Raw genomic sequence first — 21,690 nt, forward strand, 5'->3', positions numbered from 1 at the left:
CATCCAGCACTTCGCGGACTCGCCGTCACCGGCCCGCAAGGGACCAGCGGCTCGACTGCTTCGCAGCTGATGGGTGTGGCGGCGTCACTGTCCGCCGGGGATCTGCCGGAAGTGGTCGATGTGGTTTCGCGACCGGGCGGATCTGTCCGTGTCAGGGTGTCCACACAGCTGATTTCTTCCACATTCGTTGGTGGTGTCTCCGCCTGAATCGGCATCGAGGGCGAGGCTGGAACCGACCGATGGCCCGCTTCGGGACGTTCGGTAGGTGAGGGGGTCAGGCGAATGTCGTTGGCGCGGACGTGGTCGGTGGCGTTGGACGGGGTGACGGGACATCTGGTGCAGGTGGAGGCACATCTGGCCGGTGGGTTGCCGGGAACCCTGGTGATCGGGCTCGGTGACGCCGCGGTCTATCAGGCCCGGGACCGGGTGCGGGCGGCGGTGATCAACTCCGGTCACAAGTGGCCGGACCTGCGCATCACCCTGGCCCTGTCGCCGGCGGCGTTGCCGAAGAAGGGCGCCGGTTTCGACCTGGCGCTGGCGATCGCCGTGCTCGAGGCTGCCGAGGTAGTACCTCGGGGGCGGGCCGGGGATACCGTGCTGATCGGCGAACTGGGACTCGATGGGGGGATCCGACCGGTTCGGGGAGTGCTGCCGTTGTTGTTGGCGGCCAGGGCATCCGGCCGGCGTCGGGCGATCGTTCCGCTGGCGAACCTGACCGAGGCGGCGCTGTCCGGGCTGGATGTCCAGGGGGTCGCGGAGCTGGCGGACCTGTTGGCCCATCTCAACGGGGAATCGGATCGTCTCGTCGACTGTCCGCCGGTACCGGTGCCGCGGCCGCCGCGGATCGCCGACATGTCCGAGGTCCTCGGTCAACCGGAGGCCAGGGCGGCGTTGGAGGTCGCCGCGGCGGGCGGCCACCACCTGGCCATGATCGGGCCGCCCGGTTCCGGCAAAACCATGCTCGCTACCCGCCTTCCCGGTTTGCTACCGGGGCTGGACGCCGCGCAGTCGCTGGAAGTGACCGCGGTGCACTCGGTGGCCGGCGGGTTGGACGATGAGACACCGTTGATCACCCGGCCGCCGTTCGTCGACCCGCACCACACCGCGTCGCTGGCCGCGGTGATCGGCGGCGGCAGCTCGCTGATCCGGCCGGGCAGCGTCAGCCTCGCACATCGCGGCGTGCTGTTCATGGATGAGGCACCCGAGTTCAAACCTACTGTGCTGGACGGGCTTCGGCAGCCGCTGGAGTCGGGTGGGGTGATGTTGGCCAGGGCAAGTGGAGCGGTGCGGTTCCCGGCCAGGTTCCAGTTGGTGATCGCGGCCAACCCGTGCCCGTGTGCAGCGGCCCGCGATGTCGATTGCACCTGTGCCTCGGGCATCCGCCGGCGGTACCTGAGCCGGATCTCCGGGCCGCTGCTGGATCGGATCGACATCCGCGTCGACATCCCGCCGCTGGATCCGGCATCGCTGACGCAGTCCGCGGAGAAGCCGGAGGCCTCGGCGCCGATCGCGGAACGAGTGCTGGTGGCCAGGGAGCGCGCGGCCTACCGGTGGCGATCGACACCGTGGCGGTTGAACGCGGAAGCGCCAGGCCCCGTGGTGCGTCGGCAATGGCGGGCGGGCCGGTCGGAGACGGAACTGGTGGAGCGGGCGGTGCGGACGGGTCGGCTGACCGGCCGGGGGTTCGACCGGGTGTTGCGCTTGGCGCTGACCAGCGCGGATCTGGCCGGTCGGGAGATACCGAACCGGGGCGACGTGGGGCGGGCCTTGGCGCTGCGCTGCGGGGAGGGGCTGTGACGGCGAAATACGGTGTGGGACAAGGAGAGCAGCTGACCATGGGCGAGAGTATCGACGAGATCCGGGTGGCCAGGGCCGGGCTGTTGCGGGTGATCGAACCACCGAGCCCGACGCTGGCCGCCTTCGTCGCCGAGCATGGGCCGGTACTGGCCTGGGAGAAGATCCGTCACAGAGCTGCGCCGGGCGGACTACGGCGCTCGGCGTCGGGCCGGACGGATGGGTCCACGGCGGATCAGCTGCAGCGATTGGCGATCGACGACCTGCGCCGAGCCAGCGAGTCTGGGGCGCGGCTGGTGGTGCCCGAACAGGACGAGTGGCCGGCGGCGACGATGGCCGCCTTCGAGATGTCGGACCTGGTGGCTCCGTTGGGGTTGTACGTGCGCGGCACGGCGTTGCCACCGGAGCAACGAGGGGCGGTGACGATCGTCGGCAGCCGGGCATGCACGGCCTACGGCCGGCGGGTAGCGGCGGAACTGGCCGGGGACGTGGCCGGCCGGGGGTCTCGAGTGGTGTCCGGGGCGGCCTTCGGGGTGGACGCGGCGGCGCACCGCGGGGCGATGAGCGCTGCAGGTGCGCGATCCACGATCGCGGTCCTGGCCTGCGGGATCGACCGCGTGTACCCGGTGGCGAACAAGGAGTTGATCGACGAGATCGCGGCCGGTGGCGGGGTGGTGCTCAGCGAGTACCCGCCGGGGACAACACCGGCCCGGCACCGATTCCTGGTGCGCAACAGGCTGATCGCCGCATTCGGAGCGGTGACGGTGGTCGTCGAGGCGGGCCGTCGGTCTGGGACGATCAGTACCGCCAACGCGGCGACGGAGCTCAACCGGGTGGTGATGGCGGTACCCGGTCCGGTGACCTCGGCGCTGTCCATCGGGTGCCACGATCTGCTGCGCAAGGGCCAGGCGGTGGTGGCAACCAGCGCGTCCGATGTGCTGGACGCGATGGGGCTGTTCGAGCTGAGCCCGCCGCCGGAGATGCCCGCCAAACCCACGGATCTGGTGGTCGGTGAGACGGCGAAGGTGTACGAGGCGTTGCCCGGGCGCGGTGGCCGGACGGTCTGGGAACTCGCCCAGGAGTCGGGTGTACCGGCCGGCGAGGTGATGATCGCGTTGGCCGAACTCGAGCTGCAGGAACTGGCCGAACGCGATGGCCCGAACTGGCGTCGGCTGCGGTGAGTGGCCCAGGCAGAACCTGTGGTGGCGCCTGCTGCGATGAACGCGCGGGTCCGGCCTGTGCCGGGTCAGCGGGTGCCGTCGATCGCCGCCTCGATGGTCCTGGTGACCGATCGAGGATCGGAGATCATCGGCAGGTGACCGGTTCTCGCGGTGCTGATGTGGGATCCGGCGCGGACGGCCATCGCCCGCTGGGCCGCGGCCGGGATCACCTTGTCGATGGTGCCGATCTGATACCACGACGGGATGCTCTTCCAGGCGGGTGCCGACGACGGTTCGCGGAGTGCGCCCAATGTCACCGGTCGTTGGGACACCGCCAGCACCTTCGCAATCCGGCCGGGCAGATCGTTGGCGAACGCCGTCACGAACAGCTTTGGAAGCACATACAGCTCGGTGGCGGCAGTGGGTGGCAGGGTCGTCGGGACGAACCGGAAGAGCTTGGTGGGATCCGGGTCGGCCAACGCCGAATCGGGTCCGGGCAGCGCCAGCACGGGCTCGCCCAGGTCGGGCGCGAACGCGTCGACATAGACCAGGGCCTTGACGTTCGCATTGCCGGTAGCGGCATCGCTGATCACCGCGCCTCCGTAGGAATGGCCTACCAATACGATCGGACCGTCGATGGCGCCGAGGAAATCACGGAGCGCCGCGCTGTCGTCGGACAGGCTCTGCAAAGGTGTCGGGAACACCTGAACGTCGACCCGATCGTCCTGCAGCCGCTGGACCACGCCACTCCAGCTGGCGCCGTCCGCCCAGGCACCGTGCACCAACACGACGGTGGGCACCGGCCCCTGCGGATGCTGGGTGGGGTGCTGGGCTGCGGCTTTCGGCAACGAGTGGGCCGCGGCCGCGGAGCCGGCTGCGGCAGACGCAGGGACCACGCCGGCGAGGATCAGGCCGACGACGGCCAGGGTCACCCCCAGGGTCCGGCGACGGCGGTGCGGTGAGTGACGGTGTGTCTGCGGCTTCATGGGTGTGCCCTTCGTCGGTGTCGTCGGTCGGGTGTCTGCCGGATGCGTGTCTGTGGTCCGTCAGTCACGGACCAGTAGCACCGTCTTGCCGGGCGGGCGGTCGAAGTGCGCGCCGCTTTCGAAGGCAGCCCGGCCGGCGGAAAGCGGAAAGGTGGAAGCGATCTTGACCTCGAGTTCGCCGGCGTCCACCATCGCAGCGAGCGCACTCAGTTCGTCGCGGTTCGGGCTGACGACGAAGAACAAACCCTGAATGCCGTGCCGCGCGACCATTTCGGCGGACGGCGGCGCCTGCAGTGTCACCAGTCGACCGCCGGCGACCAGCACTGGGTACGAGCGCTCGAGGGTCGCGCCGCCAACCGTGTCGATGACCACGTCGAACGCCGCCGGTGTCGCGTCGAACTGTTGCGTGGCAACATCGATCACCCGGTGGGCGCCGAGTCGCAGGACGTGTGCCACGTCGGCGGTGAAGGCGGTGGCCGTCACCCGCGCGCCCAGTCGGGCGGCGATCTGGGTGACGTACGAACCCACGCCACCGGCGCCGCCGTGCACCAACACCCGCTCGCCCGGCTGGACCTTCGCCTGGTCGACGAGCGCCTGCCAGGCCGTCAGCGCGGCGAGCGGCACCGCAGCGGCGACGGTGTGTCCGACCGTCCGTGGCCGCGGCGCGAGGTCGGCGGCCGGTACCGAGACATACTCGGCGGCGGCTCCGTCGCGGTCGAACCGGATCAGGCCGTACACCTGATCGCCGACCTGCGGCCAGGTCACTGACCGACCGACGGCGACGACCACTCCCGACACCTCGTGGGACGGAATCATCGGCAGGTGCTTCCAGACCTCGTCCCACCCGAGTTCGGCGAAGGTGATGGCGGCGGCATGCACCTCGATCAATGCCTCGTCGTCGGCCACGGGCGGCGTCGGGGCCGGCTCCAAGGCCAGTTGCTCGGGCCCGCCCCGTCGGTGCGCCCGCAGTGCTGACATGGTTGCCGGCACCGGACCGGAACGGGTACCTGGCACGACCGCAGGACCGCGCGCGGTGGAATTCCTCGACATGGCATGCGTTCCTTTCCGTGCTCGGCACCGAGGGCGCGGAGATCACAGGGTGGTGATCAGGCCGCCGTCGATGATGTACGTGGCGCCGGTGACGTTGGCCGACGGCGCTCCGGCCAGCAGCAGGATCAGGTCGGCCACCTCCTCAGGTCGGGTGAACCGGCCGGTGATCATCTGCTGGGCGGCTGCGGCCGCCACGTCGTCGGCGGAGCCGCCGGTCCGATCGGCGACCGTCCGCGCGACGCCGCCGGCGCCGAGCCACAGATCGGTGGCCACCGGTCCGGGCGCGACGCTGTTCACCCGGATTCCGCGGCGGCCGAATTCCTTGGACAGCGACTTGGCCAGGCTGGACGAGGCAGCCTTGGCAGCGCTGTAGTCCAGCACCGCCGGGTCCGGCAGCATTGCGTTGACCGAACCGGTGAAGACGATCGAGCCGCCGTTCCCGGCGAGCATCACCGGCAGCGCCGCGCGGGTGGTGCGAACCGCGGCCATCAGGTTGATGTCGAACGTGTCTGCCCACTGCTGGTCGGTGATCGCCAGGAAACCACCGGTTCGAGCGGGTGCGGACCCGACGTTGTTGACCAGCAGATCGATCCGATCACCGGCGGCCGCGATGAGTTCGGCGGGGCCGTCCGGCGAGCCGAGGTCCACCTCGACGAACTGGACGGGACCGGCAGACTGATCCTGCGCCAACGGCTCCGGCAGGTGCCGGGCGCCGGCGATCACCTGCATCCCTTCCCGCAAGCAGGCTCGCACGACCGCCAGCCCGATGCCGCGGCCGCCGCCGGTGACCACCGCGGTCCGACCGGCAAGTCCGAGTTCCAGCACGCCGTTTGCTCCTTCTCCGACCGCCGCGGCCCGGCACAGTGCCGAACCGCAGGCTCGGTGCCGACGGTAGGACCGGCGCGCCGCGGCGGCTTCCGTCATCCGACTGCAGTCATCTGGTCATCCGACTGCAGTCATCTGACCGAAGTGCAGATCCGGGTCCCGGTGTGACGATCACGGCGATGCGACCCCGACGGCCCAGGAGGACTTCTCAGATGAGCGAACCGCAACGACCCGTCGTCTTCATTCACGGGCTGTGGCTGCATGCCACGTCCTGGACGCCGTGGATGGAGTACTTCCAGCAGCACGGCTACCAGCCGATCGCGCCCGGCTGGCCCGGAGACCCTGACACGGTCGAACAGGCCAGGCAGCACCCGGAACTTATCGCCGATCACGGCATCGAAGACGTCACCGAGCACTACGCGAAGATCGTCGCGGAGCTGGAGGTGCCGCCGATCCTGATCGGTCACTCCTTCGGCGGGATGATCGCGGAGAAGTTGTTGGGGGAGAACCACGGCGCGGCGGCCATCGGCATCGATGCCGCGCAGATCAAGGGCGTGCTGCCGCTGCCGCTGTCGTCGTTGCGAGCCACCCTGCCGGTCTTCAAGAATCCCGCCAACAAGCACCGGGCGGTATCGCTCACCGCCGACGAATTCCGGTACAGCTTCGGCAATGCGCTCAGCGAGGACGAATCGCAGGCGCTGTTCGACAAGTGGACCATTCCGGCACCCGGCAGGCCGCTGTTCGAGGCCGCCGCGGCGAACTTCTCGCTGCACTCACCGGCCAAGGTGCAGACGGACAACGCCGATCGCGGGCCGCTGCTGCTGGTGATGGCCAGCGAGGACCACACCGTGCCCGAGTCCATCACCAAGTCCACCTTCAAGCAGTACCGCCATTCCTCCGCCGTCACCGAACTTCTCGAGTTCGCCGGGCGCGGCCACTCATTGACCATCGATGCCGGATGGCGCGACGTCGCCGACGGCTGCCTGGGCTGGTTGACCGAACAGGGTCTCTGACGCCGGTCCGCGGCCGGACGCGCCGGCGCGGCCGCCCGTTGACGGTTCCGGTCGTCGGCTGGCCGCCGCGAGCCGGCCCGCCAACTGGCCGCGGGAGCTGATGTCGAGTTTCGGGAAGATCCGGTAGAGGTGGGAACCAACCGTCCGGTGGGACAGGAACAGCCGACTGCCGATCTCCCGGTTGGACAGGCCGTCGGCGGCCAACAGTGCGATCTGAAGTTCTTGCGCCGACAGTGGAATCCGCGCCGTCTCCGCGACTGCTGTCGATCGTCCGGCACCGGTGGCGGCGAGCTCGGCGGCCGCCTGACCGGCCCAGGCGGCGGCACCGATCTGCTCAAGTCGGTGGTGGGCCGACCGCAGATACTGCCGCGACTCGGCGACCCGGCGGTGCCGGCGCAGCCAGCTGCCGTAGGCCAGTTCGACGCGCGCCAGCACCCAGGGCCACCGGTCAAGGTCGGCGGCCAGCGCTTGGACGAACAGCCGGTCGGCGTCCGCGTCCTGCGCCAGCACGGCCCGCGAGTACAGCAGTTGCACCCGCAACAGGGGTGACGGGGTGATCGTGGCCAGCTGCTCCATGTCGGCCAGCACCCGCCTGGCCGCGGCCTGTTCACCGACATGCACGGCGGCCTCCGCCAGGAACATGATGCCGCTGAACTGCTCGCGCTGATGATGGCAGGCGTCCGCGGTGTCGAACACTCTGGACAATGCGCGGAAGGCATCCGCATACCGGCCGTCACTGAGCAGTGCGAAGCCGCGGGCGAGCTGCCCACAGGCCCGGAAGTCGTTGAGCGGGTGCGACATCAACGAACGATCCGCCTGGTCGGCCAGCTCGAGGGCCAGCGCCCCGTGGCCCGTCAGGCCGGCCACCCTGGCCTCGTTGACCAGGGTCCCGGCGCTCCAGATCGGTTGTCCGGTGTCGGCGGCGGCCCTTCTGCCCTCCGCCGAGGCGGCGCCGGCGCCATGCCAATCGCCCAGGTCCAGCAGTACCGACCCATGCATTCCGAGAACCTGGGCCAGCAACCCCAGCCGGCCCTCGGCCCGGCAGGTGTGCTGCGCGCGTTCCAGGAAGTCCGCGGCCCGTGGCTGGTCGCCGATCGCGTGCGCCGCCATCCCGAGCAGCCGCAGCGCATCGGGATCGACCACCGACTCCGTCACCACCGCGGACAGCAACTCGTCCACATCGGCGGCACAGCCGACGGGTTCGGCGACGGCCAGTGCCGCGACGTATCTGGCGTCCAGATTCGCCCCTGACAGCGACCGAAGGGTGCTGGCCACCTCGGCGCCGGCCCGGGGCCCGCAGTCCGCCCACCAGCAGCGCAACGCTGCGCCCAGCAACAGGTTCAGTGCCAGATCGAGGTCGCCCGCGCCGGCCGCGACGGCGGCCCCCTGGCACAACTGGTGTACCCGGCCGGCATCACCGGGAACACCGTCGCTGAAGATCTCCCGGAGCCATTCCACCCTGGTCAGGTCCAAAGCGGACAGCGGCGTCCGCGCAGCCGCCCCGACCAGCCGGGCGACCAGCTCGACCTGTCCGAGGGTGAAGGCGAGTTCGGCGGCCAACAGCAGCCGACGTCCCCGTCCGGCCGGATCGGCGGTCAGTTCGGCGGCCCGTTCCAGGGCAGAGATAGCCATCCGGATCGAGCCGCGACGGATGCATTCGTCATGGTTGGCCTCCAGCGCGTCGGCCACCTCGTCGTCCGGCCCTACGACCGACTGCGAGCGGTACCAACTGCGGCGGAAGGGATCCCGGATCAGGATGTCCGCCAGCGCGGCGTTGGCAGCGTGCCGGCGCAGCCGGCCCTCCGACTGGCGCACACCGGACCGGATCAGCGGGTGACGGAAGCGCAACCGCGTCGAACCCACCCGCACCAGCCCCGCCCGCTCGGCCGGCGCCAGAGCCGCGACTCCGACCTGCCGACCGGAGAGAACGGTTGCGGCGGCGAGGATCTCTCCGAGATCGTCCTCATCGTCGACCGAGGCCACCAACAGCACGTCCCGGGTGTCGGCCGGCAACTCTGCGGTCCGGTGCCCGAAGGCACGCTCGAGTCGCGCGGTGAGCGGGGCGTCGTCGGTCCCGGGCAGGTGTTCGGGCTGCCACACCGTCGGCAGTTCGACCAGGGCCAGCGGATTCCCGCCGGCCAGCCGCAGGATCCGCTCGACGCTCTCGGCCGGGAGCCGGACGTCGGACTGTTCGATGAGACCGCGGGCGCTGGCGTCGTCCAACGGCGGCAGGTGAAGATCGGCGAAGTCCTCCCAGGTCGGCACCCGATGGGCGGTCCGGATCGTGGCTACCACCAGCACCGGGTCGTCCGCGACCCGGCGGGCGACGAAGCCGAGCGCCGAGATGCTGGCGTCATCGAGCCACTGCAGGTCGTCGATCACCACCGCGACGGGGGTCCTGGCTGCTGCGTCGGTGATCAGGGCGAGCACCGTCATCGCCACTGCGAAGAGTTCCGGTGGTGGTCCGACCCTGATCCCGAACGCGGTGTGCAGCGCCAGTCGCAAACCGGCTGGCAGCAGGTCTGCGTCGTGGATGACGGGCCGCAGCAACTGCTGCAGGCCGGCGTACGGCAACGGCGTCTCGGCCTCGACACCGGTGGTCCGCAACAGCACGAATCCGCGGTCGCGGGCGCGCTGTGCATGCGCGGCCAGCAGACTCGACTTGCCGATGCCCGGCTCGCCGCGGACCACCAGGGTGCTGCCGTCGCCTGCCGCAGCGGCGGCCAACCGGGCGTCCAGCTGCCCGAGCACTTTGTCCCGTCCGAGCAGCATCTGCCGATAATGCCGCTTTGGGTGCCCTGGGTCACCAAAGTCACCCGTCCGGCAGCACCGACCTCACCGGACGCGGGGACGCGCACTCGACTGCCGGACCTGCAGTCGGACCGGCATGACGATCTGACGGCGCAGTCGGCGCGTCGGGTGGTCGACCCGGGTGAACAGCCGTTCCGCGGCGGCGTCACCGAGTGCGGCCGGGTCCTGATCGACAACGCTGACGGACGGCCGCAGCGCTGCGGCCATCGGAAAATCACCGAAGCTCACCAGCGCGAGCCCCCGATTGCGGCGCGCGTGCAGTTCGGGCACCAACGCAATGGAGGTCTGTGAGTCCGCGCTGAAGATCGCGGTTGGCGGATCGGCAACCTCCGAGAGGGCGGCTAATGCCGCAGAGGGTCCGACCGCTGGGTCCAGCACGCGCTCCAGCCGGTGGTCCGGCGGTACCCCTGCGCTGCGCAACGCTGCTCGGTAACCATCCCGTCGGTGTTGGATCGTGGTCAGCGTCAAATCCCAACCGATGAAGGCGATCCGGCGATGGCCGTTCGCCAGCAGGTGCTCCACCGCAGCCCGGGCTCCACCGGCATCGTCCTGCACGACGGCATCGGCCGCCAGATGCCGCGGTGGTCGATCGATGAAGACGAACGCTGTGCCGGCCCGCCACGGCTGCAGGTAGCGGTGGTCGTCGCTGGTCGGCGCGACGATCAACCCGGCGATGTGCCTGCGGAGCAACGACTCCGCCGCCGGCTGTTCGTCCTGCGGGCGAGATCCGAGGCTGGTGATGAGCACCGCAACCGAACGTTCCCGTGCCCTTTCGGTGACGGCCTGCACGACCGCCCCGAAGAACGGGTCGGCCAGGTCGGGGACCGCGACACCGATCGCGTTGTCCCGGCCGGTGCGAAAGGTCTGGGACAACATGTTCGGCACGTACGCCAGCTCGGCGATCGCCCGCTGCACCCGCTCGCGGACCTCCGCGGACACGTATCGGTCGTCGTTGATCACTCTGGACACCGTCTTGCCGCTGACACCGGCCAGCGCTGCAACCTCCCGCATGGTGCTCACCCGAGCGACGATAGCCGTCAACCGGGGTTCTGTCACCGGTGTCAGGAACGGCCTCTGTCACCGGTGACAGATACGTCCACGTGCTCTACGCTCGGCGGCAGATACCCGGTACCGACAGAAAGTTGCCGCGACGATGAGAGCAGTTCGCTACACCGCGCCCACCGAGTTCGAAGTGGTCGAGATCCAGACCCCGCAGCCGGCCGCGGGCCAGGTGCTGATCAAGGTGATCCAGACCGGGGTGTGCGGGACCGACCTGCACCTGCACCACGGCGATTTCGACGCCAAGTTCCCGATGATCCCCGGACACGAGGTGGTCGGCACGGTCGCTGCGTTGGGCGAGGGGGTGACCCGGTTCTCGATCGGCGAGCAGGTGACGGTCAACCCGAACCTGCCCTGCGGCCTGTGTTCCTACTGTCTGTCCGGCCGGGTGATCCTCTGCGAGAACTCGACCGGGCTGGGTTCGAACATGCCCGGATTCTTCGCCGAGTACGGCTGCGTGCCGGAGCAGTTGGTCTTTTCGGTGGAGGGTATGGGAGTGGACACCGCGGTCTTCACCGAGCCGGCCTCCTGCGCCATGCACGGCTTGGAGACGCTGAACGTCCGGCCGGGTTCCACCGCGCTGGTGATCGGAGCCGGGCCGACCGGGTTGCTGCTCGCCCAGCTGATCGCCTCCGGCGGTGCCACCGCCGTCACCGTCGCCGGCCCGACCCCGTTCAAGTTGGAGACGGCGAAGGCGTTGGGCGCCACCAATGCCGTGTTGATCGACCGGAACGACGCGGCCGGCAACATCGAGGCGCTGCGGGCGGCCTCACCGTCCGGCGACGGCTACGACATCGTCGTCGAGGCGACCGGTGCCACCACCGTCGGCGACATCTGCGTCCCGTTGACCCGCAACGGTGGCACCGTGCTGATCTACGGCGTCACCAGGGCGGACGAGGTGATGACCTTCCACCCCTACGACGTCTTCCGCCGGGAGATCACCATCAAGGGTTCGTTCGCCGAGATGACCTCGTTCGGCGCCACCATCGCGGCCCTGCGGGCCGGACGGGTCCGGACGGACGGCATCATCACCCACCGGTTCTCGCTGGACGAGTACGGGACCGCCCTTCGGACACTGGCCAAGGACAAGACCGCGCACAAGGTCGTCATCGTTCCCTGACCGGTTCGACACCGCGACAACCGACCGGTTCGAAAGATCTGGAGGACGGCAGTGACAGTACGGGTTGACGGCGCACTGCTGGGTATCGATCTGGGCACCAGCTCGGTCAAGGTGGTGCTGGTCGAGCTGGGCGGGAGCACGCTGGCGACCGCCGTCGTCGACTATCCGGTGCAGCGGCCGCGGACGCGCTGGGCGGAAACAGATCCGGCCCTGTGGTGGGCGGCCGTCGTGGACGCCGTCGGCCGGGTCAGGGCACAGTCCGATCGGATGCCTATCGGCATCGGCCTGTCCGGCCAGATGCACGGGGTGGTGGTGTGCGACGCATCCGGAAAACCGCTCCGGCCGGCGATGCTCTGGTCCGATTCCCGGGCGGAGCCGCAGCTGACGATCTATCGCGACCTGCCGACGGCGACCCGGGCCAGGCTGGGAAATCCGCTCAGTCCAGGGATGGCCGGACCGCTGTTGGCCTGGCTGGCAGTGGAAGAACCGGAGACGATGCGCCGGGCGAAGTGGGCGCTGCAGCCCAAGGACTGGATCAGGGCCAGGCTCACCGGCGAGTTCCGGTCCGAACCCAGCGATGCGTCGGCCACCCTGTTGTACGACCTGGTCGGCCGGCGGTGGGACGGCGAGGTGATCGAGGCACTCGGCCTCGACCCGGCGCTGTTCGCGCCCTTGCTGACGTGCTCGGGCGACCGGGCGGGGGAGCTGCTCGGCAGTGCCGCGGCCGAACTCGGGCTCCCGGCCGGCCTGGTGGTGGCGGCCGGCGCCGCGGACACGGCGGCGGCCGCCCTGGGATCGGGGCTGACGGAGATCGGTTGCCTGCAACTGACCATCGGCACCGGGGCGCAGCTGATCACCCCGGTGGCCGCACCGACCCTCGACGCACTGTCCGCCGCCGGCGAGCCGACGACACACACCTACCGGGCCGCGACCGCGAACGGCTGGTACGCGATGGCGGCGGTGCTCAACGGCGGGTCGGCGCTGGACTGGGTCCGGCGGACCCTCGACGTGTCGTGGGCAGAGCTGTATGCCGCGGTCGACGACGACCCGGAGCCCGACGACGAGGGCCCGATCTTCCTGCCGTACCTCGCGGGCGAGCGGACCCCGCACCTGGACACCTCGTTGACCGCCTCCTGGATCGGGCTGACCGGCCGGCATCTTCGCCGTGACCTGCTCCGGGCCGCGCTGGAAGGGGTCGCCTTCGCCATCGCCGACGCCCGGGACGCCTTGCCGGGCACCGCCTCCACGGCAGCGGCCATCAGGCTCGGCGGCGGTGGCAGCCTGGCCGCCGGCTGGCGGCAGCTGCTGGCCGATGTGCTGGGGGCCCGGTTGGACGCACTGGAGGTACCGGGCGCGTCGGCCTCGGGGGCGGCGTTGACCGGGGCACTGGCCGCCGACCTGATCGACGAGGGATCGTTGATCGGCTCGGTGCAGCCGTCGGTCACCCCGGTCGCCCGGCCGAGAGCGGCCTTCACCGATCGGTACCGGCAGCGCAGGCAGGAGGCACACCGGCTGTTGACGGCGGTGCGTGGAACCCGATCGCCGGGACCAGGCAGTGACGTTCGTCCGGTCTGATCCACCGGCGGCGGCCCGGCGGGCCGCGCGCCGCGCTTGACCGGCGGCCCGGGTGCGGCCATCGTCTCAAGCGTGACGCCGAACAGTTCCGCCAACCGCCGGGCCGGAACGGCCGCGGCGCGGGACTCGCTGCCGGAACCGCTGACGGCTGCGTTGGACGGATTCGTCCGGCACCTGGCCGCTGAGCGCTCGCTGTCGGCGGCCACCGTGACCGCCTACACAGCGGATATCGCATCGCTGCTGGCCCACGCCGGTCGGCTCGGCGTCGTCACTCCGGAACAGCTCGAATTGGCGACCCTGCGTAGTTGGCTGGCCAAGCTCCGGACCCTCGGCGGGGCACCGGCTTCGCTGGCCCGCAGGGCCGCGGCGGCCCGGGCGTTCACCGGTTGGTGCCGACGCACCGGACGCAGTACGACAGACGCGGGGGCTCGGCTCGCATCACCGAAGATCGCCAGGAACCTGCCGGGAGTGCTGCGCGAGGACCAGGCCAGCGGGCTGCTGGCGGCGCCGCCGGTCGCCGACGGGCCCGATGCAGACCCGGCCGACGTCGCGATCGCGCTGCGCGATCAGGCGATCCTCGAGCTGTTGTACGCCACCGGCATCCGGGTGTCCGAGCTGACCGGACTCGACCTGGGATCGATCGATCACGCGCGCCGGCTGCTCAGGGTGATCGGCAAAGGCGACAAGGAACGCACGGTGCCGTACGGGGTCCCTGCCGGGCGCGCGGTCGGGCAGTGGCTGCAGACCGGGCGGCGCGAACTGGCGACCGACGGTTCCGGTGCCGCGGTCTTTCTCGGTCGGCGCGGTGGTCGGATCGACCAGCGCGCCGTCCGCACCCTGGTGCACCGCAGGACGGCCGCGCTCGACGGCGCACCCGAGCTCGGACCGCACGGTCTTCGGCATACCGCGGCCACCCATCTGCTCAACGGAGGTGCCGACCTGCGTACCGTCCAGGAACTGCTCGGGCATTCGAGCCTGGCCACGACGCAGATCTATACGCATGTGTCGGCCGAGCGGCTGGCCGCCGTCTACCGGCAGGCTCATCCGCGCGCGTGACCCGATGGGCCGAACGGGCCAAATCTGTCGGTAAAACCGGGCCGGACGCAACCGGGAACCGAGCTCGTGCATCTTCGGTACGATGAGCCAGCCTGCCGACGGCCGATGGGGACCGTTGGGGTGGGCCGGGGGACGTATCGAGGGGCTAAGGAGTCCAGCATGCAGACAGTCGTCGACCAGACCCGGCGAACGGTTCGCCGACCGCGCCGAACTCGCTCTGCCCTTTCGCTCGGAGCGGCCATCGCGGTCGCCGCCGGGGTGATCCTGGCGGCTCCCGTCGGCGCGGCCCCGGTTGCGGTGGCCCCGGCGGCCGCCACCCTCGCGAAGGTTGGCACGACCGCGACGGTGACGCCGCAGAGCACGGTGATCCCGTTCGGCAAGCGCACGACCGTGCAGGTGAAGATCTCGAACAACGCCAGCGGCTCGGTGACGCTGCGGGCGGGTTCCACCGTGGTCGGTACCAAGTCACTGTCCGGTGGTGCGGCCACCTTCGCGCTCCCGACGTCGCTGTCGGTCGGTCGGCACACGCTGACCGCGACCTACGCGGGGAACTCCTCGTACGGTGCGAGTTCCGCCAGCAAGGCGGTCGACGTGATCAAATCGCACCCCGGCGGCTTCGCCGTCACCCTGCTGCCGTCCACCGTGGTCGGATCGCAGCAGACCACGGTCCGGGTGAAGGTGGTCGGCGCCGGTGCGACCGTCACCGGTGCGGTACGAATCCTGGTGAACGGCACTGCGCGGGCGGCGTTCAGCCTGCGCAACGGCACCGGTGAAGTCAAGGTGCCGCGGCTGGCACCAGGCAGTTACGCCATCAATGCTCGCTACGACGGAGACTCGCATTTCGCGCAGACCGTGTCGGGCACCGTCCGGCTGAACGTCAAGGCCACGTCGTCGACGTCGCCGAGTCCCACCCGTAATCCGGTTCCGTACGGCACTGCACTCCCGGTCACCGTCAAGGTGACCGCCTCCGGGGTGTCCAGTCCGAAGGGCTCCGTCTCGCTGGCCGCCAACGGGCACTCGATCGGCACCAAGGCGCTCAGTTCCGGCCAGGCCAAGTTCTCCGTCGGCCTCGCCTTCAATCCGGGTCGATACACCCTGAACGCCAAGTACACCGGCGAGGCTCGGGCCACCGCCAGTGCCGGGGTCAAGGCCTTCGACGTGATCAAGGCGCGGCCCGGCGTCGGCATCTCACTGTCCGCGAGCACGGTGAAGACCACGCAACGGGTCCGGGTGAACACTGCAGTGAGCGGCGGGCCGGCGGCCTCCGCCGGCACGGTCAAGTTCCTGGTGGACGGCGTGAACCGGGGGAGCAAGCCACTCAAGTCCGGTCGTGCGGCGATCGACCTGCCGACGTTGAGCGCGGGCACCCACCGTGTCGTCGTGAGCTATGGCGGCGACGCCCGGTACACCCCAGCGGTGTCCGGCACCGCGACGATCACCGTGACCGCCCCCTTCGTCAACGGCTGTTCGGGCGCCGCGCGGGCGTGCGTCGATCTCACCCACAACCTCACCTGGATCCAGCAGAACGGCAGGATCATCTACGGACCGGTCCCGATGCTCTCCGGTCGTCCCGGGTACCGCACGTCCGCCGGGATGTTCTCGGTGTACTGGAAGGACATCGACCACAAGTCGTCCATCTTCGACGATGCGCCGATGCCGTACGCGATCTTCTTCGACGGTGGCACTGCCTTCCACGAGGGCAGCCTGTACGTGCTGTCGCACGGCTGCATCCACCTGTCGCACTCGGCGGCGACCTACTACTGGAACGCCCTGGACTACGGCGACACCGTGCACGTGTTCGGCTACGGCCCCTACTGATCGGTCGAGCGCCCGCCCGTTCCGGCCGCCGGCTAGCCGTCCCAGGGCTTGAGCCGAACCCGACGCCCGCCGAGCAGGGACAACGGGTCGATGTAGTGATCGGCCCCGATTCGGGCGCCCCAATGCAGACAATCGGCCGGTCGGCACGTCGGATGGCCGGCCTCGAGGGTCCCGATCACCTCGCCGGCGGACACCCGTTGGCCCGCCCTGACACTCGGCCGCACCGGCTCGTAGGTGGTGCGCAGGGTGTCGGTGTGCCGCACCGAGACCACCTGACGCCCGGCCAGCAGCCCGGCGTAGGCGACGGTGCCGGCACCGGCGGCGCGCACCGCGGTTCCCACCGCCGCGGCGAGGTCGACGCCGCGGTGGCCGGCGCCCCAGCGTTCTGCCGGCGGCCGGAACGGGGTCAGCACCCGCGGCGGTCCCGGCACCGGCAGTTGGTAGCCGGCCGGCACGGACGCCATCCCGAGGACGCCAGGGCCGGACGCGGCTGACGGTGGCCCGGCGCGGCCGGACATCGCCGTGGCGGAGGTCGAACTCCCGGGCACCGCGAGGGTCAGCAGCACACTGGTCACCGAGGTCAGCAGGATGGCTCTCATCGGTCGAGCCTGCGGCCCACGGTGCCGCGCGCGGGCGGCGGTCGGCGATGACGGTGGACAACCTTCGCCGTGTGGACAACCCGATTCGGCCGGATTCGTCCATCCGTGCCGCCCTCCCGTAAGATCGACGTGCACCTTGTGCTCGCACGAGGTGACTTCGCACGCCCTTTCCCGCGGCCGTTCCATCAGCCGCACCGGCGGTGCACATCATGGTCCCCGGCGATCTGCCGGGGTGGTGTGCCCGAGGGCGTCAGGGCTCGCGGCCACCCGGCCGGGGGCGACAACCGAAACTGCGCGGCGTTGGGCCATCGGGCCCACCGACCGGGCACCACACGAAAGGACAGCCATGGCTGTCGTCACCATGCGTCAGTTGCTGGACGCCGGCGTCCACTTCGGGCACCAGACCCGTCGCTGGAACCCGAAGATGAAGCGCTTCATCCTCACCGAGCGCAACGGCATCTACATCATCGATCTGCAGCAGACGCTGACCTACATCGACAAGGCGTTCGAGTTCGTCAGCCAGACCGTCGCCCACGGCGGCACGGTGCTGTTCGTCGGTACCAAGCGTCAGGCACAGGAGGCCATCGCCGAGCAGGCGACCCGGGTCTCGATGCCCTACGTGAACCACCGCTGGTTGGGCGGCATGCTCACCAACTTCTCCACCGTGCACAAGCGCCTGCAGCGCCTCAAGGATCTCGAGGCGATGGAGCAGTCCGGCGAATTCGAGGGTCGCACCAAGAAGGAAGTTCTGCTGCTGACCCGCGAGAAGGACAAGCTGGCCAAGACCCTCGGCGGCATCCGCGACATGTCCAAGGTGCCCAGCGCCGTCTGGATCGTGGACACCAAGAAGGAACACATCGCCGTCGGCGAGGCCCGCAAGCTGAACATCCCGGTGGTCGCGGTGCTCGACACCAACTGCGATCCGGACGAGGTCGACTACCCGGTACCGGGCAACGACGACGCCATCCGGTCCGCCGCGGTGCTGACCAAGGTGATCGCCGAGGCCGTCGCCGAAGGACTGATCGCGCGCTCCGGTTCGTCCGCGGTGCAGCAGGGCGAAGAGCCGCTGGCCGAGTGGGAGCGCGAGCTGCTCGCCAACAGCGAGCAGGTCTCCGCTGCCGACGCTGCTCCGGCTGCGGACGCTGCTCCGGCTGCCGAGGCCGCTCCGGTCGTTGACGCTGCCCCGGTCGCCGAGGCTCCGGTGGATGCCGCGGCCGTCACCGAGGCCGGTGCCGAGGCACTGCTGCAGGTGCAGGCGGACGCGGTCGAGGGTGTCGCCGAGGTCGTCCCGAACGAGCAGGCCGGCCAGGCCTGACCGGCCCGCCGACCATCCATCACCAGATCACAGGAGAAGAGGGAACAGCGTCACATGGCGAACTACACCGCCGCTGACGTGAAGCGGCTCCGGGAACTCACCGGCGCCGGTTTCATGGACTGCAAGAAGGTATTGGAGGAGACCGACGGCGATTTCGACAAGGCCATCGAGCTGCTCCGGATCAAGGGTGCGAAGGACGCGGGCAAGCGGGCCGAGCGGACCACCGCCGAGGGCATGGTCGCCACCAGCGGCAACGCGCTCGTCGAGCTGAACTCCGAGACCGATTTCGTGGCCAAGAACTCCGAGTTCCAGGAGCTGGCGGCCGCGGTCGCCCAGGCTGCCGCGGGCGACGTCGAGGGGACCGTCGAGGCGGTGCTGGCCGCTCCGCTGAACGGCGGAACGGTGGCCGACGCGGTCACCGCGCTGTCCGCCAAGATCGGCGAGAAGCTGGTGCTCAACCGGGTCGCCAAGTTCGACGCCCCGACCACGGTCTACCTGCACAAGCGGTCCGCGGACCTGCCGCCGTCGATCGGTGTGCTGGTCGCCTACAGCGGTGACGGCGATGCTGCGGCCGAGGCCGCTCGCGCCGCCGCCCTGCAGATCGCCTCACTGAAGGCCCGCTACGTGTCCAGGGACGCCATCCCGGCCGACGTGGTCGAGTCCGAGCGGCGGATCGCCGAGGCGACTGCACGTGAGGAGGGCAAGCCGGAAGCGGCCCTGCCCAAGATCATCGAGGGTCGGGTCAACGGGTTCTACAAGGAGAGCGTCTTGGTCGAACAGCCGAGTGTGCTGGACTCGAAGAAGACCGTCGGTGCCCAGCTGGCCGAGGCCGGCGTCACCGTCACCGACTTCGTCCGGTTCGAGGTCGGCACTCTCTGATTGCCGCGAGCTCGACACTGCCGCCGGTTACCCGCAGACATGCCGGTGACCGGCGGCAGTTGCCGTTTCGGGCAGGATGAGCAGCAGCAAGCGGGACGGCAGGCCAGGGGACGACAGAGGATGAGCGGATGACGGTGACGGGTATGGCCCAGACAGTGACCAACAACGGCGAGTCCCCGCGGCGTCCGTTCCGCCGGGTGCTGCTCAAACTCGGTGGCGAGATGTTCGGTGGCGGCGAGGTCGGCGTCGATCCGATGGTGGTGTCGACCGTTGCCAAGCAGATCGCCGAGGTTGCCCGGGACGGCGTCCAGGTCGGCGTGGTGATCGGCGGCGGCAACTTCTTCCGCGGGGCCGAACTGCAGACCAGGGGGATGGATCGGGCCCGCTCCGACTACATGGGAATGCTGGGCACGGTGATGAACTGCCTGGCATTGCAGGACTTCCTGGAACGCGAACAGGGCCTGGAAACCAGAGTGCAGACCGCGATCACCATGGGCCAGGTCGCCGAGCCGTACATCCCGCGACGGGCGATCCGGCATCTGGAGAAGGGCCGGGTGGTGATCTTCGGGGCCGGGGTGGGCATGCCGTACTTCTCGACCGACACCACTGCCGCGCAGCGCGCGCTGGAGGTGGACGCCGAGGTGGTACTGATGGCCAAGGCCGTCGACGGCGTTTTCGACGCCGACCCGCGGGTCGACCCGGCAGCCACCATGTTCACCGAGATCACCCATCGGGAGATCCTGGAGCGTGGGCTGAAGGTGGCCGACGCCACCGCGTTCAGCCTGTGCATGGACAACGCGATGCCGCTGATCGTCTTCAATCTGCTCCAGCGGGGCAACATCGGTCGGGCGGTGCGGGGCGAGCCGATCGGCACGCTGGTGCACACTCCGCGGTAGCGGCGGGCACCGACCGGCAGCCGTCGGGCACGATCAGCAGGCACCAACAGCACGCAGCACCACCGGCAGCACTGCAGCACCACACGCGCAGCAACAGCGAAAGGGACACCATGATCGACGACACCCTCCTCGACGCCGAGGAGAAGATGGAGAAGGCCGTCGCGGCCGCCAAGGAGGACCTGGCGACGTTGCGCACCGGCCGGGCCAACCCGAACATGTTCGGCAAGGTCACCGTCGATTACTACGGTGCCCCGACGCCGCTGCCGCAGATGGCCACCATCAATGTGCCCGAGGCGCGGATGGCCATCATCAAGCCCTACGACGCCGGCCAGCTGCAGAACATCGAGAAGGCGCTGCGGGACTCGGATCTCGGCGTCAATCCGTCCAGCGACGGCACCGTCATCCGGATCGTTTTCCCGCAGCTCACCGAGGACCGCCGCAAGGAGCTCGGCAAGCAGGCCCGCGGCAAGGGCGAGGACGCCAGGGTCTCGATCCGCAACATCCGGCGGAAGGCCAAGGAAGAACTCGACCGGATCGGCAAGGACGGCGAGGCCGGCGAGGACGAGGTCGCCAGGGCGGAGAAGGACCTGCAGACCACCACCGACAAGTACGTGGCTACCGTCGACGACTTGGTGAAGCACAAGGAAGCCGAACTCCTCGAGGTCTGAGGGATCCGGCACTCGATGAGCACCCGTGAGCCGACAGGGAGTGAGGATCGGGACGCCGCGACGCAGGAGCGGGGGCCCGGCCCGGTGGACCCGCACGGGACGGAGCGGAGCGACGAACCGAGGGGAGGACCGCGGAGGCGAACCATGAGCACCATGAGCACTGACGGCGGCTCCGACGGGGCCGCGAGCGCCGCGCCCACCCCCTCGCGGGCCGGCCGCAACCTGCCGATGGCGATCGGTGTCGGGGTGGGCCTGGGCGCGCTGATCATCGCATCGCTGTTGCTGTACCGGCCCGCCTTCGTGGTGATCATCGCGGCGGCCGTGCTGGCGTCGGTGTGGGAGATGACCGGTACTCTCCGCCGGACCCGGGGGATCGAGATCTCCTGGCTGCCGGTGGGTATCGGTTCGGTGGTGGTGATCGCACTGGCCTGGCCGTACGGGCATCAGGCGCAGGCCCTCGGGCTGGCGATCGCCGGGCTGGTCTGCCTGTTGTGGCGGTTCCCGAAGGGGGCTGACGGCTACCTCCGGGACGTCTCGGCCAGCGTCTTCCTGCTCGTCTACCTGGGCCTGTTCGCCTCGTTCGCGACCCTGCTGGTGCAGCCGCACGATGGCGCCCAGCGGGTGCTCACCTTTCTCATCGTGGTCGTCGCCTCCGATACCGGGGGCTATGCAGCCGGCGCGCTGCTGGGCAAACATCCGATGGCGCCGACGATCTCGCCGAAGAAGTCGTGGGAGGGCTTCGCCGGCTCGGCAGCCGCAGCGATGATCGGCGGCGCGCTGTCTGTCTCGCTGATGCTCGACCACCCGTGGTGGCAGGGGGTGGTGATCGGCGCCGTGCTGACCGTGGTGGCGGTGATCGGCGACCTGGCCGAGTCGCTGATCAAGCGCGACCTCGGGGTCAAGGACATGGGGGACCTGCTGCCCGGCCACGGCGGCGTGATGGACCGGCTGGACTCGCTGCTGCCCAGCGCCGTGGTGTCCTGGGCGCTGCTGCACCTGTTCGTCCCGATCGGCTAGCTCGACCGCCCGGCGATCGCAGTCGTCGCACCGGCTGTGGCAGGGTGGC

The 21,690-nt window shown here is 70.0% G+C and carries 18 protein-coding genes and 1 pseudogene; 12 read left to right on the top strand and 7 right to left on the bottom strand.

The window, feature by feature from the left end; genetic code table 11:
• Positions 1–282: 282 nt before the first annotated feature.
• Positions 283–1,797 (top strand): YifB family Mg chelatase-like AAA ATPase, encoded by a 1,515-nt coding sequence (locus tag K340_RS0103560; RefSeq protein ID WP_029135691.1) that lies wholly within the window; start codon positions 283–285, stop codon positions 1,795–1,797.
• Positions 1,794–2,975, top strand: a complete 1,182-nt coding sequence (gene dprA, locus K340_RS0103565) for a DNA-processing protein DprA (RefSeq protein WP_051264993.1) — start codon at positions 1,794–1,796, stop codon at positions 2,973–2,975. The genes K340_RS0103560 and dprA overlap by 4 nt, the downstream gene beginning before the upstream one ends.
• 65 nt (positions 2,976–3,040) lie before the next feature.
• Here dprA and K340_RS0103570 read toward each other — a convergent pair whose 3' ends face one another.
• The 3 genes from K340_RS0103570 to K340_RS0103580 form a co-directional block, all read right to left on the bottom strand.
• Positions 3,041–3,940 carry an alpha/beta fold hydrolase gene (locus K340_RS0103570; protein WP_029135693.1) on the bottom strand — a complete coding sequence of 300 codons (900 nt, stop codon included), beginning with the start codon at positions 3,938–3,940 and terminating at the stop codon, positions 3,041–3,043.
• A 60-nt stretch (positions 3,941–4,000) separates the two neighbouring features.
• A complete protein-coding gene (locus tag K340_RS0103575; protein WP_029135694.1) occupies positions 4,001–4,918 on the bottom strand; it encodes an NADP-dependent oxidoreductase in 918 nt (305 codons plus the stop codon).
• A 114-nt stretch (positions 4,919–5,032) separates the two neighbouring features.
• Entirely contained in the window at positions 5,033–5,812 is a 780-nt protein-coding gene (locus K340_RS0103580) for an SDR family NAD(P)-dependent oxidoreductase (protein ID WP_029135695.1), read from the bottom strand.
• A 215-nt stretch (positions 5,813–6,027) separates the two neighbouring features.
• Here K340_RS0103580 and K340_RS0103585 point away from each other — a divergent pair, with 215 nt between their 5' ends.
• A complete protein-coding gene (locus K340_RS0103585; protein WP_029135696.1) occupies positions 6,028–6,828 on the top strand; it encodes an alpha/beta hydrolase in 801 nt (266 codons plus the stop codon).
• Here K340_RS0103585 and K340_RS37395 read toward each other — a convergent pair.
• The 3 genes and pseudogenes from K340_RS37395 to K340_RS0103595 all read right to left on the bottom strand — a co-directional run bounded on the left by K340_RS37395 (position 6,754) and on the right by K340_RS0103595 (position 10,650).
• Entirely contained in the window at positions 6,754–8,460 is a 1,707-nt protein-coding gene (locus tag K340_RS37395; RefSeq protein WP_322786024.1) for a helix-turn-helix transcriptional regulator, read from the bottom strand. The two genes, K340_RS0103585 and K340_RS37395, sit on opposite strands and share 75 nt — an antisense overlap.
• A 669-nt stretch (positions 8,461–9,129) precedes the next feature.
• Positions 9,130–9,609: pseudogene (locus K340_RS37225) on the bottom strand (BREX system ATP-binding domain-containing protein); the annotation flags it as partial.
• Positions 9,610–9,663: 54 nt separating this feature from the next.
• Positions 9,664–10,650, bottom strand: coding sequence for a LacI family DNA-binding transcriptional regulator (locus K340_RS0103595; protein WP_245599463.1), 987 nt, complete (start codon positions 10,648–10,650; stop codon positions 9,664–9,666).
• 142 nt (positions 10,651–10,792) lie between these two features.
• On the opposite strand from K340_RS0103595, the gene K340_RS0103600 reads away from it, so the two are divergent.
• The 4 genes from K340_RS0103600 to K340_RS34945 all read left to right on the top strand — a co-directional run bounded on the left by K340_RS0103600 (position 10,793) and on the right by K340_RS34945 (position 16,267).
• Positions 10,793–11,818, top strand: coding sequence for a zinc-dependent alcohol dehydrogenase family protein (locus K340_RS0103600; RefSeq protein ID WP_029135698.1), 1,026 nt, complete (start codon positions 10,793–10,795; stop codon positions 11,816–11,818).
• Between the two features lie 51 nt (positions 11,819–11,869).
• Positions 11,870–13,393: a xylulokinase gene (locus K340_RS27260; RefSeq protein ID WP_051264995.1), complete on the top strand. Its 1,524-nt coding sequence runs from the start codon at positions 11,870–11,872 to the stop codon at positions 13,391–13,393.
• A 72-nt stretch (positions 13,394–13,465) separates the two neighbouring features.
• The gene (locus K340_RS0103610) at positions 13,466–14,449 is read left to right on the top strand and encodes a tyrosine recombinase XerC (protein WP_084614072.1); all 984 of its coding nucleotides are present in this window, start codon (positions 13,466–13,468) and stop codon (positions 14,447–14,449) included.
• Between the two features lie 159 nt (positions 14,450–14,608).
• Positions 14,609–16,267, top strand: coding sequence for an Ig-like domain repeat protein (locus K340_RS34945; RefSeq protein WP_161632047.1), 1,659 nt, complete (start codon positions 14,609–14,611; stop codon positions 16,265–16,267).
• A gap of 32 nt (positions 16,268–16,299) precedes the next feature.
• On the opposite strand, the gene K340_RS27270 is transcribed toward K340_RS34945, so the two are convergent.
• Positions 16,300–16,866 (bottom strand): M23 family metallopeptidase, encoded by a 567-nt coding sequence (locus tag K340_RS27270; protein ID WP_037362628.1) that lies wholly within the window; start codon positions 16,864–16,866, stop codon positions 16,300–16,302.
• A gap of 346 nt (positions 16,867–17,212) precedes the next feature.
• On the opposite strand from K340_RS27270, the gene rpsB reads away from it, so the two are divergent.
• The 5 genes from rpsB (at position 17,213) to K340_RS0103645 (ending at position 21,641) form a co-directional block, all read left to right on the top strand.
• Positions 17,213–18,181, top strand: a complete 969-nt coding sequence (gene rpsB / locus K340_RS0103625; RefSeq protein WP_029135700.1) for a 30S ribosomal protein S2 — start codon at positions 17,213–17,215, stop codon at positions 18,179–18,181.
• A 54-nt stretch (positions 18,182–18,235) separates the two neighbouring features.
• Positions 18,236–19,060 carry a translation elongation factor Ts gene (gene tsf, locus K340_RS0103630; protein WP_029135701.1) on the top strand — a complete coding sequence of 275 codons (825 nt, stop codon included), beginning with the start codon at positions 18,236–18,238 and terminating at the stop codon, positions 19,058–19,060.
• Positions 19,061–19,203: 143 nt separating this feature from the next.
• Positions 19,204–19,956 (top strand): UMP kinase, encoded by a 753-nt coding sequence (pyrH, locus tag K340_RS0103635; protein ID WP_037362630.1) that lies wholly within the window; start codon positions 19,204–19,206, stop codon positions 19,954–19,956.
• A 110-nt stretch (positions 19,957–20,066) separates the two neighbouring features.
• On the top strand, positions 20,067–20,624 hold the full coding sequence (frr, locus tag K340_RS0103640) for a ribosome recycling factor (protein WP_029135703.1): 558 nt from the start codon (positions 20,067–20,069) through the stop codon (positions 20,622–20,624).
• A 144-nt stretch (positions 20,625–20,768) separates the two neighbouring features.
• Complete coding sequence (locus K340_RS0103645) at positions 20,769–21,641, top strand: phosphatidate cytidylyltransferase (protein ID WP_029135704.1); 873 nt, start codon at positions 20,769–20,771, stop codon at positions 21,639–21,641.
• The last annotated feature ends 49 nt before the right edge of the window (positions 21,642–21,690 follow it).

Source organism: Nakamurella lactea DSM 19367 (assembly GCF_000426645.1).
GTDB lineage: Bacteria > Actinomycetota > Actinomycetes > Mycobacteriales > Nakamurellaceae > Nakamurella > Nakamurella lactea.